Annotated in this window: 11 protein-coding genes; 8 read left to right on the top strand and 3 right to left on the bottom strand. The window is 50.1% G+C overall.

From position 1 onward, the window contains the following. The first annotated feature begins 1 nt into the window (after position 1). The 8 genes from L0M14_RS04085 to L0M14_RS04050 all read left to right on the top strand — a co-directional run bounded on the left by L0M14_RS04085 (position 2) and on the right by L0M14_RS04050 (position 11,893). Positions 2 to 2,917, top strand: a complete 2,916-nt coding sequence (locus L0M14_RS04085; RefSeq protein WP_235120967.1) for a 1,4-alpha-glucan branching protein domain-containing protein — start codon at positions 2 to 4, stop codon at positions 2,915 to 2,917. Continuing rightward, on the top strand, positions 2,914 to 5,316 hold the full coding sequence (locus L0M14_RS04080; RefSeq protein ID WP_235120966.1) for a sugar phosphate nucleotidyltransferase: 2,403 nt from the start codon (positions 2,914 to 2,916) through the stop codon (positions 5,314 to 5,316). The genes L0M14_RS04085 and L0M14_RS04080 overlap by 4 nt, the downstream gene beginning before the upstream one ends. 89 nt (positions 5,317 to 5,405) lie before the next feature. Beyond that, a complete protein-coding gene (locus L0M14_RS04075; RefSeq protein ID WP_235122809.1) occupies positions 5,406 to 5,621 on the top strand; it encodes a KTSC domain-containing protein in 216 nt (71 codons plus the stop codon). Between the two features lie 240 nt (positions 5,622 to 5,861). Further along, the gene (locus L0M14_RS04070) at positions 5,862 to 6,419 is read left to right on the top strand and encodes a DUF4912 domain-containing protein (protein WP_235120965.1); all 558 of its coding nucleotides are present in this window, start codon (positions 5,862 to 5,864) and stop codon (positions 6,417 to 6,419) included. Continuing rightward, positions 6,416 to 6,631, top strand: a complete 216-nt coding sequence (locus L0M14_RS04065) for a hypothetical protein (RefSeq protein WP_235120964.1) — start codon at positions 6,416 to 6,418, stop codon at positions 6,629 to 6,631. Before L0M14_RS04070 ends, L0M14_RS04065 begins: the two co-directional genes overlap by 4 nt. Before the next feature lie 26 nt (positions 6,632 to 6,657). Further along, positions 6,658 to 8,052, top strand: coding sequence for a glycoside hydrolase family 57 protein (locus L0M14_RS04060; RefSeq protein ID WP_235120963.1), 1,395 nt, complete (start codon positions 6,658 to 6,660; stop codon positions 8,050 to 8,052). Then, entirely contained in the window at positions 7,973 to 9,508 is a 1,536-nt protein-coding gene (locus tag L0M14_RS04055) for a 1,4-alpha-glucan branching protein domain-containing protein (RefSeq protein WP_311198890.1), read from the top strand. Before L0M14_RS04060 ends, L0M14_RS04055 begins: the two co-directional genes overlap by 80 nt. A 420-nt stretch (positions 9,509 to 9,928) precedes the next feature. Beyond that, positions 9,929 to 11,893, top strand: coding sequence for a glycoside hydrolase family 15 protein (locus L0M14_RS04050; RefSeq protein WP_235120962.1), 1,965 nt, complete (start codon positions 9,929 to 9,931; stop codon positions 11,891 to 11,893). A gap of 146 nt (positions 11,894 to 12,039) precedes the next feature. Here the strand turns inward: L0M14_RS04050 and L0M14_RS04045 are convergent, their stop codons facing one another. From L0M14_RS04045 to leuB, 3 genes are all read right to left on the bottom strand, one after another. Beyond that, a complete protein-coding gene (locus L0M14_RS04045) occupies positions 12,040 to 12,420 on the bottom strand; it encodes a glycine cleavage system protein H (RefSeq protein ID WP_235120961.1) in 381 nt (126 codons plus the stop codon). A gap of 146 nt (positions 12,421 to 12,566) precedes the next feature. Further along, the gene (locus tag L0M14_RS04040; protein ID WP_235120960.1) at positions 12,567 to 13,112 is read right to left on the bottom strand and encodes a peroxiredoxin; all 546 of its coding nucleotides are present in this window, start codon (positions 13,110 to 13,112) and stop codon (positions 12,567 to 12,569) included. A 215-nt stretch (positions 13,113 to 13,327) separates the two neighbouring features. Beyond that, positions 13,328 to 14,407 carry a 3-isopropylmalate dehydrogenase gene (gene leuB / locus L0M14_RS04035; RefSeq protein WP_235120959.1) on the bottom strand — a complete coding sequence of 360 codons (1,080 nt, stop codon included), beginning with the start codon at positions 14,405 to 14,407 and terminating at the stop codon, positions 13,328 to 13,330. Between the last annotated feature and the right edge of the window lie 122 nt (positions 14,408 to 14,529).

Below are 14,529 nucleotides of genomic sequence, written 5' to 3'. Positions count from 1 at the left end.
CATGATGAACCGTATTAAGCAAAAGCCTGAACTTAAAGGCTATTTAACACTTGTCCTTCATGCGCATCTTCCTTATATTCGCCATCACGATCGCGATGATTACATGGAAGAGCGCTGGTTTTATGAAGCGTTGACCGAAACCTATCTTCCGCTTGTCGACATGATGGAGCGCCTGATTCAAGATCAGGTCGACTTCCGTTTAACCTTTTCGATGACGCCGACCTTGCTGTCTTTACTCAGCGATCCGTTAATGCAGGACCGGTACCGCTTGTATCTGAGTAAACTGATCGGACTTGCAGACCAAGAAATCATTAGACTAGAAAAAGATCCTAAGCTTCAACCGCTGGCCCACATGTATTCGGAACGATTTCGGAAACTGCAGAGACTTTTTGAAAGCTGCGATGGCAAGCTGATTCAAAGATTCAAGCAGCTTCAGGATGATGGCTATGTCGAAATCGTGACCTCCGCGGCAACGCATGGATTTTTGCCGCTTATGAAGACGGAGGAAGCCATCAAGGCTCAAATCGCTACGGCAGTTCGGGATTACGAGAAGCATTTTGGACGCAAGCCGCGAGGAATATGGCTGCCCGAATGCGGATTTACAACAGGAATCGACCGGATTCTAAAGCAATACGGAATTGATTATTTTTTTGCCGATTCTACAGCAGTAGCCTTTGCCTCCCCTACTCCGAATCGGGAGCTCTACGCTCCTTTAATGACGCCGTATGGAGTCAGCGCTTTTCCTCGAGATCCGGAATCGGCGAGTCAAGTGTGGAGCTCGGAGAACGGGTACCCTGGTGATTTTAATTATAGAGAATATTATCGTGACATCGGTTGGGATCTGGGTTGGAACAACATGGAAGAATGGGAGTACATACGGCCTCACGTCCTGCCAACGAATGAACGCGTAAATACGGGCATTAAATATTACCGGATAACCGGAAAAGGCAACCATCGTGAGCCGTATAACCCCCAGTGGGCGCTTGAGAAGGCCGCTGAGCATGCGGATAATTTTTTATACAACCGGAAGCTGCAGGCCGAGCATTGGTATCACTGGCTGGACCGCAAGCCGCTGATCGTCTCTCCTTATGATGCGGAGCTCTTTGGGCATTGGTGGTATGAAGGTCCGCAATGGATCGAAATGCTATGCCGCAAAGCCTTTCATGATCAACATTCGATTAAGCTGATAACGCCTAGTGAGTATTTGCAGGAATATCCTGTCGCTGACGTCGGGAAGCTGAATGAATCCAGCTGGGGACGCAATCATTCCGCTGAGGTCTGGCTGCAAGGCAACAACGATTGGATTTACAGACATCTACACCAAGCAGAAGAGCGCATGATCCGTTTGGCAACGAAGCATCAGCATGTGGAAAATCATGGGCGAATGAAAGCCGCTTTGCTGAAAAGAGCGTTAAACCAGGCGGCCAGAGAGCTCATGCTTGCGCAGAGCAGCGACTGGGCTTTTATTATGGATTCCAGAACGGTGGTAGATTATGCCGTGCGTCGAACCAAAAATCATCTGGGCTGTTTTCATCACATCTGTGATCAAGTTGATCGTGAAGATATCGATGAGACGTTACTGGCCTCTTTGGAATACCAAGATAACTGCTTTCCGGACATTGATTACCGAGACTACGTATCTATTCAGAAGCACTCTCCGCTTTCGATTCTACCGAGTATGCGCGACTTTGAGCAGCTGCTTGAAGAGACGAAGCATCGTCCTAATATTTTCATGCTGTCGTGGGAATATCCACCCAAGCATGTCGGCGGCCTGTCCAGAGCCGTTCATGAATGTTCAGAAGCTTTAGCAGCGCGCGGGGAAATCGTCCATGTCATTACAACCTCTCATTACGGAGCGCCTCATTTTGAGAAGATGAATGGCGTATATGTCCATAGGCTTCCTGTTGATTGTTCGGGAGATACCCATTTCTACCATTGGACTTTTGAGATGAATTTGGCTATGGTCGACCACCTCGTCCGGTACAAAGAAGCTGGAGGCAGAATCGATCTGCTGCACGCCCATGACTGGATGGTCCAAATTGCCGCACGAGAAATCAAGCATAGCTATGGCATTCCACTGGTCGCCACGATTCATGCCACCGAGTGGGGACGAAACCAAGGCAAGCTGTACACAGAGCTTCAGCAAAAGATTCATCATCTGGAATGGAAGCTGACCTATGAAGCACAGCTTGTATTTGTTTGCAGCAGGTATATGAAAGAGCAAGTGCAGAGCATTTTCAATTTGCCCGAAGACAAAGTGCTAGTCTTCCCGAACGGTATTCGATTGCCCGAAGAAACCCAACATCAGTCCGTTCGACCTGCGTTTCTAGCTGAAGACGAGCAGATGATCTTCTATATCGGAAGGCTTGTGTTCGAAAAAGGGGTGCAAGCTCTGATTGAAGCAATGCCCGCTATTTTGTCCCAGTTTCCACGAGCTAGGCTCGTTATTGCCGGATCCGGTCCTATGGAACAAGAGCTTCGCGATCAAGCGGCCCAGTTGGGGGACCGTGTATGGTTTACAGGTTTTGTCGACGACACATACCGTTCCCAGCTGTATCAGGCAGCAGATGTGTGTGTGATTCCCAGCTTTTACGAGCCGTTCGGCATCGTAGCCTTAGAAGCCATGGCGCATAAAAGACCGCTAGTACTATCCGATACCGGAGGTCTGGCAGAGATCATTACCCATGGTGCGGAAGGCTATAAGGCGCTACCCGGTCATATCGATTCACTCGCATGGCACATTACCGAAATGCTGTTGAATCCCGAGGTCGCTTCCAAGATGGCGGACTCTGCCTACACCCTCTTGCAGCAGCAATACCAATGGAAGAATATTGCTGCAAACATGCAGGAAGAATACCGCAAGCTCGATTTCTATCAAACTCCTATCGAGGCGGAACGAATGGAGGTTACGACATGAAAGCTGTGATTATGGCAGGCGGCAAAGGGACGAGACTTCGTCCCTTAACTTGTCACCTTCCTAAGCCAATGGTGCCCCTGACAGGAAAGCCTTGTATGCAGTATACCGTAGAGCTTCTTAAGCAATACGGCATCCATGACATTGCCGTTACGATGCAGTATTTGCCTGAGGTCATCCGCAGCTATTTTGGAGACGGCAGTGAATTCGGTGTAAACATGCGTTATTTTGACGAAGATTCTCCTCTAGGAACGGCAGGCAGCGTGAAAAATGCGCAGAAATTTCTGGATGAGACCTTCATTGTCATCAGCGGCGATGCCTTGACCGATTTCAACCTGGAGCGTGCACTATCGTTCCATCAAAAGCAAAACTCACTCGCCACATTAGTGCTAACACGCGTCACACACCCATTGGAATACGGAATTGTGATGACGGATGAACAGGGAAAGGTTAACCGATTTCTAGAAAAACCGAGTTGGAGTGAAGTATTCAGCGACACGGTGAATACCGGCATTTATATCCTGGAGCCGGAGGTACTGGACCGTATCCCTGATGCTCAAGAATATGATTTTAGCGGACAGCTCTTCCCTGCCCTCCTTGAAGCTCAAGAGCCTATGTATGGGTATATCAGCGAGGGTTACTGGTCCGATATCGGCAATTTACAGCAGTACCGCCAGACTCAGTTCGATATGCTGGAAGGCAAAGTAAACGTTCAATTAAACGCTAAACAAATCATGCCTGGTGTGTATGTGGAAGAGCACGCGAGAATCAGCCCAAACGTACAGATTAAGGGTCCCGCATATATTGGATCGAATAGCTTTCTGGAAGATGAAGTCGAGCTGGGAGCTTATTGTGTTATAGGAAGAAACAATCGTATATCCAAAGGGACATCCCTCTCACATAGTATTCTGTGGGATCATAATCACGTAGCCGAGCGCAGTGAGCTGTCAGGCTCCACCTTGACAAGTGGGATCGTATGCAAAGAGGATTCATCCCTTGGTGATGGTTCCGTCATCGGAAGCCATGTCACCATTGGCGCCGGAAGCACCATCAAACCGCACGTGAAGATTTGGCCGGGCAAGAAGCTCCGGGAACGCACGCAGTTGAACACTTCGTTCATTTGGGGAGATCATGCCTCCAAATCCTTGTACAAAACCTACGGAGTGAGCGGTTCGCCTAATATTGAGCTTACGCCCGAGGTAACGGCTAGATTTGCCACCGCCTACGGAGCCACTGTTGCTGCTGGTAAAACGCTAACTGTGAGCTGCTCTCCACACGAATTTAGCCGTTTACTCAAGCGGATCGTCACAGCTAGCTTACAATCCGTGGGGACACACGTCATCGATCTAGGGGACTGCTTCCCTCCTGCTGCTAGCTTTGCCATTCGTCAGCTTGGAACAGCCGGCGGCATCCATATTACATACACGGAAGAAGGCAAAGCGGCCTGTTGTCTGGAATGTATGGACGGAATGGGCCTCCCCATCTCCAAAGCATGGGAACGCAAAGTGGAAAACAGCTTCTGGCAGGAAGATTACGGAAGAGCTGCTTCCGGCCAAATAGGTAGTTACCAGGCAGAGAGCGGTTGGATTGAAACATATACCCGCTCGCTTGCCCAAGAGATCTCCTACGAACGTACGAATCGTCAACCCCTTCGTGTGGTCGTGGAGAGCAGCCCTTGGATGCAGCAATTCGCCATTCCCTACTTTGAACAGCTCGGAGTGGAAGCCATCCATGTCACCAAGACAAATATTCAAGAGCCCTTCGCTAAATTCGTCCAGCTGTCTGAAGCCAGCCTTGGCATTCGGCTTCATGACGACGGCCGAGGCATGCAGCTGGTTACGGAGCAGGGAGATGCGGTCAGCAGAGACGTGCAAATCGTCTTTTTGTATTTGAGCTACCTCCACAGCCGCCCGGGCTCCACGATTGGGGCCCCTGTCAGCGCTCCCCATCTCCTGGAAAGTCTCGCTGAGGGACTCGGAGCCCGCATTGTCCGGACGAAAGAATTAGCTAGAGCCGTGCTGGAAGCGACAAAAGAATCGAATATGCATCCACTGTTTGATTCATTCTTTGCTCTGGGACTTGTGCTGCTGCACTTGGAGAGAACCGGAACTTCGTTCAGTGAACTGCTCTCCCTCCTGCCAAGCTTTTATTTACACCGGGAGCGAATCGATTGCCCCTGGGATCATAAGGGACAAGTGATGAGAACGATGATGGAGCGTACCAAAAAAGAACGCGCCGACTTGGTGGACGGCATCAAATTTTACCATGGGGACCAGTGGGTGCTTTTGCTCCCTCTTGCCGATGATCCTGCCTTCCAAGTCATTGCCCAATCGACGGACCCTATGACCGCTCAGACACTTGTTCAAGCCTACAAAACGGAAATACTAAATATCATTCAATAAGCATAGGTATGTAGAGATGAATCCGCTCTAACCTCTGCCGGGTGAACGGATTTTTCGAATTCCATGGTAAAGGAGAGAGCGGTGTGAAAATGATCCCTATTGTATCTAAACAGATCGCTTATGTGCAGTACGATGATCAGGCTTCCCAAATGATTGTCCAATACCATACCGGCTTACAGGCGTCTTTCGCTGATGTCAAGCAGGACGATTATCAAACAATCGCATCTTCCACGAACAGCTACGACTCCTTAATGAGGCTTACGCGTTCCCGGTACGCACAGGCACAGCCGAGCGCAGTAGAGTAACACTCATACTTACCATCTCTGCTTTTTCATAAGTAGAGATGTGGCGCGTTGAGACAGCGTAGCACTTTACATTCCCAGAAAATTCCCATCAGTGACTGCTACGCTTCTGTAAACCTACTTAGCCCTTTACTGCCTTTTTTATTTGACAGTCGCGATCTCCACTTCCTTACAAGTGGAGATTTTTCGTTTGTGTAGAGCATATGCTACAATGTTGCACAAATAACCCTTTACTGAGAAAAGGTGAGACGGATACAAATTTCTGATTGGACTCTTCATCCCTGCTTTTCAAACGTAGATACACTCCAACTGCTCATCCAAACTCCGTACACCCTGTTTGCCTATTGGTCGGTCACAGACAGGAAAACCAGAATGATTGAGGAGCATTTTGGTATGGATTGGCATTCGCTTCAGCCAAGTCTGAGGATCTATGACATAACAGGCATGGCTTTTGACGGCAGCCAGGCTCACGCCCTTTGGCAGCTCCCTTTGCCTGAAAGCCACTCTTGCTTTATGGATGGATTCGAACCTGGTCGAAGCTACATCGCTGATCTAGGTATTGTGAATCTTGACGAGCAATTCCTCCCGCTTCTACGCTCTAACTGTGTGAACATGCCCGAAACACTGGAAGCACCAAAGACGACGGTTGCAGCAGAAGATCGAAAACAGAGACGACTCGCCCTTGTATCCCATCAAGTGTCACTCATTCTGCCGCAAGACTATGAACGATTTTCAGCATATTCCGTCTACCCGGTCAGGGAAGCGGATACAGATTCGAATTCCGGAGGCGACAACGAATGAACGAAGCCGTTCATGGGTATATCGGATTTCTTCTGCACGCCCACCTGCCATATGTCCGTCAAGAGATAGACAGCGCGTCATTGGAAGAACGGTGGTTCTATGAAGCGGTCACCGAGAGCTATCTGCCTCTAATGGAGATGATGGACCGGCTCCTAAAAGAACAAATTCCGTATCACTTGACGCTGTCCGTTTCTCCCCCCTGCTCGCCATGATGGCTGATCCTCGCATGAAGCGCAGCATGAGAAGACATCTAGTTCGGCTTAGCGAGCTTGCGGACCGGGAAGTCCTGCGAGTCTGGGGAGATCCTAATTTCACTCCCCCTGCTGCCATGTACCAAGTACGGTATAAAAGACTGCTGCAGTTCTATTCCCGCATAGAAGGGGATCTCATTGCCAAGCTGCGCAGTCTGCGGGACGCCGGGTGCATCGAGTTAATTACCTGTACGGCAACGCATGCATTCCTCCCTTTGATCAAAAACACTGCCGCCCTTCGCGCACAGCTCGAAACCGCGGTCACGGAATTCCGGCGGTACTTCGGCTCGTCCCCGGCAGGCATCTGGCTGCCAGAATGCGGCTACACGCCTGCTCTGGAGCCCCACCTGCAGGAGCTAGGGCTTCGCTATTTTGTCGTCGACGCCCATGCGCATGCATGTGCTCGTTTAAGTGCAGGGGCGGGCATGAGGGCGAGCTCTGGCTCGGATGAAGAGCCGGGGACTGACGCGAATGCAAATGCATGTGCCGCTCTGCGAGCAGGTACGGGCTCTAGCTCGGATGACGAGCCGGGGACTGACGCGAATGCAGATGCATGTGCCGCTCTGCGAGCAGGTACGGGCATGAGGGCGAGCTCTAGCTCGGATGACGAGCCGGGGACTGACGCGAATGCAGATGCATGTGCCGCTCTGCGAGCAGGTACGGGCATGAGGGCGAGCTCTAGCTCGGATGACGGAGCCGGGGCTACGGGAAGTGTCGGCCCTCTACTCACCGGCAAGCCTCTGCGTACGCCAGGAGGCGCCTGCGCGTTCGCCCGGGACTCGGAAGCAAGCGCCCAGGTATGGAGCGCCGAAATCGGATACCCGAGCGATGGCGACTATCGCGATTACTACCGCGATATCGGCTATGACCTCGGCTCGGAAGGAGGCGCTGAGTGGGATTACATCAAGCCCTATGTGCTGCCGGACGGCAAGCGGATCCATACGGGCTTCAAATATTATCGCGTCACCGGTCCCGGGGTCCCGGGTGACGCCAAAGCGCCCTACCGCCCGGACGCTGCCGCCCTCAAAGCTCAGCAGCATGCTGAGCATTTCATCGCGGCCCGGGCGGAGCAGCTGCGCCGCCTCGCCGCGCAAAGCGGCGGCGCCGAGGCGCCCGTCATCGTGTGCCCCTACGATGCCGAGCTGTTCGGCCACTGGTGGCATGAAGGCCCCCAGTGGCTCGAAGCCGTGCTGCGCGGCCTCGCGGCGACGCGCAGCCGCACTACTGGCGTAGTTGTAGAAACAACTACGCTTGGCAGCTACGCTGCCGCGTACCCTGCCGACCACCGAAGCGGAGCTTCCGGTGTCGAGCTGGGGCCGCGGCGGCTGCGCGGAAGTCTGGCTCCAGCCGCGGAGCCAGTGGGTGCACCCTCGGCTGCATGAGGCCGAGGATGTCTTGATCCGGGTCGCGAGCCTGCACCGCGACCCCTCGCTTCTGCACGACTGGCAGAAGCGTGCTTTAAACCAAGCTGCGCGTGAGTTGATGCTCGCGCAGAGCAGCGACTGGACGTTTATGATAGACGCCCAGACCGTCACTGAATATGCAGCGAATCGTATTACGCGCCATCTGGAGCATGTTCATGATTTGATCCGCCGTTTCGAGCAAGCTTCGTCTGCGCTCCTGCCGGAACCGGCTAAGCAAGCGTCCATCCATTCGCTCGCTGATCTTGTGACTCGCCTCGAGAAAGCCGCTCCCATATTCCCGGAGGCGGACTATACCAACTACTCTTCATCGCCTAATTCAAAATGGCGGCCTGAGCTTTGGAGTACACACAACCCTTTATCGGATGAACCAGCAGGCTTGCGAATCCTCATGCTCGCTTGGGAATTTCCACCAAGGGTAATCGGAGGCCTGGCAAGAGCCGTCTGCGATTTATCCAGACAGCTGGCTGCCTCCGGACATCGCGTTCATGTCATCACTTGCCAAGCCGAGGATGCTCCTGCCTATGCGGTTGACGAGCTCGTACATGTGCACCGTGTTCCCATCCTACAATCCATTCAAGCTGTCCCCTTCCTGGACTGGGTATTTCAGATGAACCTGGCCTTTGCCGAGTGCGTTCAGAATTTAGTTCAGGGGGGCTTTGATTTCGATATCATTCATGCTCATGACTGGCTCGTTTATTACGCCGCAAGAGAGAGTAAAGAAGTGTTGTCTAAACCGCTTGTTGCTACCATCCATGCAACTGAATACGGGCGCAGTCAAGGACAATTAGAATCAAATACTCAGCTTCGGATTCATGAGCTCGAACGAAAGCTGACACAAACCGCCGATCTCGTGATTGTTTGCAGTCAATATATGAAAGAAGAAGTTCAGTATGTTTTTGAACTGCCGGAAAGCAAGGTAGTCCCTATCTCCAACGGCGTACGTGCGAACCCGCTATTCAAGCAGCAGCATAAGCCCACAAAGGCTCAGCTGCAAGAAGCGCTTTCTCACACATCCGAGCCTGACCGGATCCTCTGTTTTCTGGGAAGGCTTGTATACGAAAAAGGCGTCCACGTACTCATCGATGCGATGAAGCTCCTCCTCAAAAGATATCCGCAAGTGAAGCTGATTATCGCAGGAGACGGGCCTGTGCTTGATACGCTTCGAAGCCAATCGGTCCGCTGGGGAGACCGCATTTGCTTCACAGGATTTCTGGACGAACAGGATAAAGCATGCTTACTGTCAAAAGCAGAGCTTTGTATTTTTCCAAGCCTCTATGAGCCTTTCGGTTTGGTTGCCCTAGAGGCTATGTCAAGCGGCACACCGCTTGTCGTATCATCTGTTGGCGGGCTGGCAGAAATTGTTGAGCACGGTTTCGACGGTTTTACGGTCCCCCCGGAGATGTCCATGCCTTAGCCGTACAAATCGCCGAGCTGCTGGATACACCAGAGTTAGGAATTCGTTCAGCCCTGGCAGCACGCAACAAAGTCAAGCAAAAATACGACTGGGCTGCAATCAGTGAAGCCACCGCACAAACTTATGTAACGGCGATTCATAAAACGCGGCTTACGTAAGTACACTGTACGTATATTTCCTCTTGAAGAGGGGATCATAAGATACTATGGGGAATTTTACCACATTGAAAGCGTGGCCATTTTCAATTTTCAGAATATTTTCAAAGAATCATTGATTCCTTGGCAAGAATTAGGTAACCTAATGGCAAAGCCCTATAAACCACGAAGGCTTATAGGAGATTAGACTGCGCGTAGCCCTCATTCGATGCTCACGAAGAACGGTTCTGTCGCGAATAAACAAAAGAGTGGGGAAGTGATTGTATTGCCTAGACATCTGGTCATCGGAAACGGAAAATTTCTTATTAACCTCGATCAACATTCTTACATGCGGGATTTGTATTATCCTTTCGTCGGCCAGCTCAACCACATTGGCGGCTACCAATGCCGAGTGGGCATATGGGTCGATGGCGAGTTTGCCTGGCTGAACGCCCCGGAATGGCAATTCCAATTAGGCTATGTGGAAGACTCTCTGGTCACAAAGGTCACGGCCACTCACCCCGGTCTTGGAATCACCCTGCTCATGAATGATGGTGTTCACCAGCGTGAGGACATCTATCTGAAGCGGATTCAGGTCAGCAACCATCGTAATACCGTACGTGAGGTTCGCATGTTCTTCAATCAGGACTTGCTCATCAACGAGACTGAAGTCGGAGATACTGCCGCCTACTATCCGGCATCCAACACGGTCTTTCATTATAAAAAAGATAGATATTTCATGTTCAACGGCAGCACGGGCACCGAGGGCATTTTTCAATACTCCACAGGCGTCAAGCGTTTCTATAATGCGGAAGGAACTTGGCGAGATGCGGAAGACGGTCACTTGATGGGCAACGCGATCGCACAGGGCTCCGTGGACAGCACGATCAGCTTCCGTTTGTTTGTTCCGCCTGAGTCCCATCAAACGTTGTACTACTGGATGTCAGCTGCAAAAGACCTGGAAGAGGTCAAGAAGCTCGACGCTTATGTAAAAGACAGTCATCCAGGCAAGCTCCTTGACCGGGTTACGATTTATTGGCAGCGCTGGGCGAACAAAGCAGAGCGTGATTATGGCGATTTGCCTCAAGAAGTTATTCGTTTGTTTAAGCAAAGCTTACTGATTGTCCGTACGCAAACGGATGTGAACGGCGCCATTATTGCAGCTAACGATTCGGACATCATGCAGAGCAATCGCGACCATTACAGCTATATGTGGCCAAGGGATGGTGCATTAATCGCTTATGCCATGTCGATGGCCGGATATCAAGGTATGGTCATACCGTTCTTTAATTTTTGCGCCAATGTACTCTCGCCTGAAGGTTATCTGCATCACAAGTACAATCCTGACGGAACGGTTGGCTCCAGTTGGCACCCCTACATCCATTCCGGACGTATGCAGCTGCCGATACAGGAAGATGAGACCGCACTGGTACTGTTCGCACTGTGGCAGGATTTCCAAAAGCATGGAAGTCTAGAATTTGCCCAATCGCTTTACCGTACGCTAATTCGCAGATCTGCGCGTTTCATGTCCACTTACATCGATCAAGAGCTGAATCTTCCGAAACCAAGCTATGATTTGTGGGAGGAGCGTTACGGCATTTATACCTTCACAGCTTCGGCTGTGTATGGAGGACTCATCGCTGCATCCAACTTCAGCAATCTGTTCGGTGACGAAGAGCGAAGCAACCGATATAAACATACGGCTGAAAAAATCAAATCAGGCATTTTAAAACACTTATGGGACGAAGAAGAAGGACGGTTCGTACGAGGTTTGTATTTAGAAGACGGACAATGGGTTAAGGATATGACACTGGAGAGCTCGGTATATGGAATCTTCGAGTTCGGCGTACTCCCTGCCGATGACGAACGTGTCGCTTCCACCATGAGAGCGAATAAGGAAGGCTTGACGATCAAAACAGAGGTTGGCGGTTCCGCCCGTTATCATCATGATTATTACTTCCAACGATCTACCGATATTGACAATGTGCCGGGCAACCCTTGGATCATCTGTACCCTTTGGATTGCTGAGTGGGAAATTGAATCAGCCAAAACACTCGAAGATTTAGAAGCGCCTCGTCGTACGCTAGAATGGGTGGTAAAGCACTCCATGGAAAGCGGTGTGCTTCCTGAGCAATTAGATCCGTTCTCTGGGGATCCTGTCTCGGTGGCTCCGCTCACTTGGTCTCACGCAACCTACGTGCTTGCTGTCGTCAAATATTTGAATAAATACAAGCAGCTTGCGAAGCAATAAGCTTACCTGCACAAAGGGCCTTCTCCAACACAGAGCAACTGTGATCAGAGAAGGCCCTTTTTTATCTATACGTTTTCTTTGCGCTGTGGGCATAGCCACGGACCCTACTTGCTTTCAAAGCGGTACACAGAGAAAGTAACACTTACTCACTGCGGATACGCTGCTTCATACTCCTCAGCTGTGAGCAATCCTTCGAATTCGTCTTTCCTGCTGCATGCTATCGAAAAAAGATAACCCTTATCATACGGTGATTCGTATATGGGCATCGTTGTTTTCTCAAGCCATAGGTTGGTTTGAATAACCTTACCTGTGAGTGGAGACCATAGATCAAGCTCATCCTCCGCTGTCTCCGCTGTTCCCCAGTATTCTCCCTGCTGCAATTCGGTACCTGGTACCGGCAGCTCAACAAACAAAATCATCCCAAAATTCGCTATGCCCTGTTCCGTAAATCCAATGACCGCTGTTTCCCCGTTCAGCCGAATCCAGTAGTGGTCCCTTGTAAATTTCAATTCAAGCGGTACAGCCATCCTTCAAGTTCCTCCGATCAAGGATAAACGACTCTGTCAACCCGCAAGGGCGAACTCGTTTGTCAGAGTTGATCCATTGAGAAAAGCTCCCCTCACCAGCATCATGCATGCGGTAAGAGGAGCTCTGCAACATTGTATGAGAATAATTAAACCTGCAGGTTTTTGTCGCCTGGCTTCCAGTTCATTGGGCACAATCCGCCGGATTGAAGCGCTTGAAGCACGCGAAGTGTTTCTTCTACGCTGCGGCCTACGTCGTTGTGGTTCACAACTTCGTATTTCAGTTCGCCTTCTGGATCGATGATGAACAGACCGCGAAGCGCGATACCTTCTTCTTCGATTAGAACGCCGTAATCACGAGCTACGGACTTCGTGATGTCTGCAGCAAGAGGGAATGCCAATTTGCCAAGACCATTGGAGTCTTTTGGCGTGTTAATCCATGCTTTGTGTGTGTGGATGCTATCGATGGAAACACCCAAGACTTCTGTATCCAGTTCTTTGAACTGGCCAGCAGCTTCACTCAAAGCTGTAATTTCTGTTGGGCATACAAATGTGAAGTCCAATGGATAGAAGAACAATACTAACCATTTTCCTTTATAATCGGACAAGGAAGCTTTGCTAAAACCAGTACCATCACCTAAAGCTGTCTCCATTGTAAAATCAGGAGCTTGTTTACCAACCAAACGCTCTGCCATGTATAATTCCTCCTCAAATCTATCTTATTCGAATAAAATGGTAACATCCGTCTACCTGAAAGTCAATAATTAGAGTAAATATTTATTTATAATTATTATAAACTTGAACATGGGCAATTATTAGTATAACAACCATCCATGAAACTGAAAAAAAGAGCCTGCCTGCTGTACAAACGGGTTGCATCAGCTGGCAAGCTCTTGTTGTTTAATTGGTCTTATTTGCGCATAGCGTCAACAATCAGTTGACCCATAGCTACTGTTCCGATCGCTGTGCTCTTATCTACTGCGATATCGCCTGTGCGGTTACCTGCATCCAGCACTTCTTTGACAGCGCGCTCGATGGATTCCGCCGCGTCATGATAGCCGAATGTTAAACGGAACATCAAAGCAACTGAAAGAATCGTTGCGATTGGGTTTGCAATGCCTTGACCCGCAATATCAGGAGCAGAGCCGTGAACAGGCTCGTACAAGCCGAAGCTGCCTTCACCCAGGGATGCGGAAGAAAGCATACCGATAGAGCCTGTCAGCATAGCTGCTTCATCGCTCAGAATATCGCCGAACATATTTTCAGTGACGATGACGTCAAAGCTCGATGGACGACGCAGCAATTGCATCGCGCAGTTATCGACAAGCACGTGCTCCAGTTCAACATCCGGATAGTCAGCGGATACACGGACTACCGTTTCACGCCATAGGCGGGAAGTTTCCAAAACGTTTGCTTTATCTACGGAAGCTAGCTTCTTGCTGCGAGTGCGAGCAATTTCAAACGCTTGACGTGCAATACGTTCTACTTCGTTCACGTTATATACGCAAGTATCCACCGCTTCTTGACCGTTCGCACCTTCGCGACGGAACTTCTCTCCGAAGTAAATACCACCAGTCAATTCACGAACAACAATCAGGTCAGTACCTTCCAGAACTTCCGGTTTCAATGTGGAAGCTTCTTTCAAGCAGTCAAAGATTACAGCAGGACGAATGTTAGAGAATAAGCCTAGTGCTTTACGAATGCCTAGAAGACCCGTCTCAGGACGAAGCTCCTTCGGATTGTTATCCCATTTAGGTCCGCCTACCGCTCCAAGCAATACCGCATCTGCGGATTGACATACTTGAAGTGTTTCTTCCGGCAGCGGAGTTCCTTTTTCATCAATTGCAATACCACCGAACAAAGCATGCTCGGTTTCAAATTGATAACCAAACAATTCTTCTGTACGCTTCAATACTTTTTCCGCTTCTGCAACGACTTCCGGTCCGATTCCATCGCCGGCGATTACAGCAATTTTTTTCACTTCTGCCATGACTTTCGTTCACTCCCTGGTTTCATGTTCCTGCCGCTAATGACGGCCCGGCATCCTTGTAAGACGTCGATAAAGGTTTCTTATATTGTACCATAATCAGGACATGATACTAAGATATAAAA

The sequence above is a fragment of the Paenibacillus hexagrammi genome (assembly GCF_021513275.1).
GTDB classification, from domain to species: domain Bacteria; phylum Bacillota; class Bacilli; order Paenibacillales; family NBRC-103111; genus Paenibacillus_E; species Paenibacillus_E hexagrammi.
The sequence above is the reverse complement of the archived record's forward strand: the minus strand, read 5'-3'. Positions and strand labels throughout refer to the sequence as shown.